At 57.1% G+C, this 4190-nt stretch carries 2 protein-coding genes; both read right to left on the bottom strand.

The window, feature by feature from the left end; genetic code table 11:
• Nucleotides 1-397: helix-turn-helix domain-containing protein (locus BBW68_RS07825; protein WP_148127597.1), on the bottom strand; the 397-nt coding region annotated here is incomplete at its 3' end.
• Between the two features lie 151 nt (nt 398-548).
• The gene (gene mfd, locus BBW68_RS07820) at nt 549-3989 is read right to left on the bottom strand and encodes a transcription-repair coupling factor (RefSeq protein ID WP_070134721.1); all 3441 of its coding nucleotides are present in this window, start codon (nt 3987-3989) and stop codon (nt 549-551) included.
• Between the last annotated feature and the right edge of the window lie 201 nt (nt 3990-4190).

The following is a 4190-nucleotide window of genomic DNA, read 5'->3' as shown; positions in this document are numbered from 1 at the left end:
GGCGTTTACCCTGCCGGAGGAGCTTGTACAGCTTTCCGCCCTGGACTTTATCGCCGCTCACGTGCTGGTAAATCCATTCGTGACTAACCGGTCTGCCGATGATATCGCCAATGGCGCTGATTTGCTCAGGGCTCCACAACCAGTTGAGCGCTGCCTCAACAAAGAAGACCGTATCCTCATGCATCCTGCGTTTGCCGGCAGCCTTGCGGCGGCTGGTGCTGAGCTTCTGCGCTACCGCAGGCTGGTAGCCATCTACAGAGCGATTACGGCGCAGTTCCCGCGAGACTGTTGACTTACAGACGCCTAACCGGCGACCAATCTCGGCCTGACTAACTTTGTCTTCACACAACAGAGCTATCTGGTATCGTAATCCTTCGGTTAACTGCTGATATTTCATAGTTACTCGCTCATCTTTAGTCGGAAGAGCAGGATAGCTTATCGGTAGCTAACCGTCCCTCCATCTACATGACCGAGCGTTGCACTTATTATCTGAATTCGCGGCTAACATCTTCGTCCAAAACTAGTATATTAAACAGCATGATTACCTATTATTCAACAAAGCCTATCTTATCCATAAACTCCCGCACCCAGCCCATACGCACTTGGCGCTCGCCGAGGTCGCGCATAAACTTAATGCGTGTTGGGCCGTCCAGCCGCCAGTGCAGCGGGTCTTTCTGCAACAGGCCAATCAACCAAGTAGGGTCGACCTTATTTTTCTCGGCGAACTCAACGAAGCCGCCTTTCTCGCTGGCTTCCACCTTACGCACGCCCAGCTTCTTCGCCACCAGACGCAGCTCGGCGATGTCCAGCAGGTTACGTGCCGCATCCGGCAGCAGGCCGAAGCGGTCGATCAGCTCAACCTTGAGGTCATCCAGCTTGCCGGACTCCTGCGCGCTGGCAATCCGCTTATAGAAGGAGAGGCGGGTGTTAACATCCGGGATAAAGTCATCCGGCAGCAGCGCAGGCATGCGCAGTTCGATCTCCGTCTGGCTGTTGGTGAGATCCTCCAGCGAGGGTTCACGGCCATCCTTCAGCGCATCAACGGCATTTTCCAGCAGCTCCATATACAGCGAGAAGCCGATCGTTTCCACCTGGCCGCTCTGACCTTCTCCCAGCAGCTCACCGGCACCGCGGATTTCCAGATCATGCGTTGCCAGCGCGAAGCCCGCACCCAAATCTTCCAGTGAGGCGAGAGCCTCTAAGCGTTTGTGCGCATCGGTGGTCATCGCTTTCGGGTGCGGAGTCAACAGCCAAGCGTAGGCCTGATGGTGAGAACGGCCCACGCGGCCACGTAGCTGGTGAAGCTGCGCCAGACCAAAGTGATCGGCACGTTCGATGATAATGGTATTAGCGGTTGGGATATCGATACCGGTTTCGATGATGGTGGTACACACCAGCACGTTAAACCGCTGGTGGTGAAAATCGTTCATTACTCGTTCCAGCTCGCGCTCACGCATCTGACCATGACCGATAGCAATACGCGCTTCAGGCACCAGTTCGGAGAGACGCTGTGCGGCCTTCTCGATATTTTCGACGTCGTTGTAGAGGTAATAAACCTGACCCCCGCGCAGCACTTCACGCAGGATCGCCTCGCGCACGACCAGCTCATCATACTGGCGCACAAAGGTTTTTATCGCCAGACGGCGGGCCGGTGGCGTGGCAATAATCGACAGATCGCGCATCCCACTCATCGCCATATTCAGCGTGCGCGGGATTGGCGTGGCGGTCAGCGTCAGAATATCAACGTCGGCACGCATAGCTTTGATGCGCTCTTTATGTCGTACGCCGAAGCGGTGCTCTTCATCGACGATGAGCAGGCCGAGATCGCGCCATTTGATCTCACTCTGCAACAGCTTGTGCGTGCCGATCAGAATATTAACCTTGCCGTCCTGCGCCTCGCTCAGCACCTGCGCCTGCTCTTTGGCGGTGCGGAATCGAGACAGCATCTCAATACGCACCGGCCAGTTAGCGAAACGGTCGCGAAAGTTATCGTAATGCTGCTGGGCCAGCAAGGTGGTCGGCACCAGCACTGCCACCTGCTTGTGATTTTCCACCGCGAGGAAGGCGGCACGCATCGCCACTTCGGTTTTACCAAAGCCCACGTCGCCGCACACCAAGCGGTCCATCGCCAGCGGCTGACACATATCGCTCAGCACGGCGTTAATCGCCTGCGCTTGGTCAGGGGTGGTTTCGAACGGGAAGCTCTCGCAGAACAGCTGATATTGTTCCCGATCGTGTTTAAAGGCAAAGCCGGTTTTGGCGGCACGCTGGGCATAGATATCCAGCAGTTCGGCGGCCACATCGCGCACTTTTTCTGCCGCTTTCTGGCGGGCGCGTGACCAGGCATCGCTGCCCAACTTATGCAGCGGCGCGTTCTCTTCGGCACTACCCGCGTAGCGGCTGATCAGACGCAGAGACGACACCGGCACATACAGCTTGGCATCTCCGGCATACACCAGCATCAGATATTCGGCCTGGATACCGCCGGTTTCTAGCGTGGTCAGGCCGATATAGCGCCCGACGCCGTGCTCCAGATGCACCACCGGCTGGCCAGGATGCAGCTCCGCGAGGTTGCGGATCAGCACGTCCGGGTTGATGGTGCAGCGGCTGTCCTGGCGACGACGGCTAACTCGCTCGCCCAACAGATCGCTTTCGCAGATCAGCGCGCGGTTGCGCAGGCCGTCGATAAAGCCGTGTTCGCTAGCGCCGATCAGCAGGTAGTGACCCGACTCCTGCGCATCCGGCAGTGAGTGGATCGCCGTGGGCTTTAGCTTGATGCGCGCCAGCAGCTCCTGCAGCGCTTCGCGGCGGCCTTCACTCTCTACCGAGAACACCACCGGGCCGGTGAAACTCTCCAGAAAACGGCGCAGCGCATCAAGCGGTGCTTTTGCTTGTGCCTGCACCGTCAGATCCGGCAGGGTTTCATAATGCAGATTGGTATTAGCGGCTTTATCGACCAGCAGCTCGGTTTTCAGCTGCACGCGCGGCCACTGCTTCAGTGCGCCGAACAGTTCATCACTGCGCAGCCACAGGGTTGGCGGCAGCGGCAGCGGACGCATCGGATCGACGCGGCGGTTCTCATAGCGGGCGTTGACATCTTTCCAGAAACGTTCGGCGCTGGCTTCTAGGTCGCCGGAAACAATCAGCAGCGTATTGGCAGGCAGATAGCTGAATAACGGCTGCAACGGCTGCTCGAAGAACAGCGGCTGCCAGTATTCAATCCCGGCGGGCAGGGTGCCTTTACTCACCTGCTGATAGATATGTTCGGCTTCACGACGCACGTCAAAATGTTTGCTCCACTGGGTGCGGAACAGCTCAATCGCGGCTTTATCGGTCGGGAATTCATGCGCGGGCAGCAGGTTAATCGCCGCGACCTCTTCCTGAGTGCGCTGGCTGTCAACGTCAAATAGGCGCAGGCTGTCGATTTCATCATCGAAAAAGTCAATACGGTAAGGGCGGTCGCTTCCCATCGGGTAAAGGTCAAGAAGTGCGCCGTGGGTGGCAAACTCACCGTGTTCCATTACCTGATCCACGCTGCGATAGCCCGCCTGTTCCAGCTGGACACGCAGCTTATCGCGCGACAGCTTTTGCCCTTTCTGCATCACCAGCGCATGGTCGTGCAGGAAGCTGTGCGGGCAGACGCGCTGCATCAGCGTATTAACCGGCAGGATTAGCACGCCGCGCTCAAGCGTCGGCAGTTGATACAGGGTGGAGAGTCGCGAGGAGATGATTTCCTGATGCGGCGAAAAACTGTCAAAAGGCAGCGTTTCCCAGTCTGCCAGCGCCATCACCGGCTGGTCGGTAAACTGTTTAATTTCATCCTGCAGGCGCAGTGCATTCTGCATATCCGGCGCAATCAATACTACCGGGCCTTGATGACGTTCAACCATTTCGGCACATTCAACGGCACAGGCTGCACCGGTTAATTGCCCCAGCTGGCGCTGGTCGCCTGCTCTGGTCGGCAGGTTGTAGCGGTAGAGTTCTGGCATAATCAGTTAGATGGTCTCTTGGCAAAGGGGAGATCGGAAAACCGCTGTGGTGCCGAGCGGTCCCGATTCAGCTACACGGAGTATACCTTGATTTTAGCGGCAGTTGGGCATCCTAGCCTATTTTGGTGACTGCGGCACTGTTGCAAAGATATTGATGAGTTAGCCTTTCGTGTTATTGAAAGGTCTTATCTTTCAAAGACT

The sequence above is a fragment of the Candidatus Erwinia dacicola genome (assembly GCF_001756855.1).
In the GTDB taxonomy this organism is placed as follows: domain Bacteria; phylum Pseudomonadota; class Gammaproteobacteria; order Enterobacterales; family Enterobacteriaceae; genus Erwinia; species Erwinia dacicola.
Note: the sequence above shows the minus strand (reverse complement) of the source record. Positions and strands in the feature narration are given on the sequence as shown.

Coding starts and splice junctions, on each gene's coding strand:
- mfd (WP_070134721.1), bottom strand. CDS start 3,989: ATGCCAGAACTCTACCGCTACAACCTGCCGACCAGAGCAGGCGACCAG.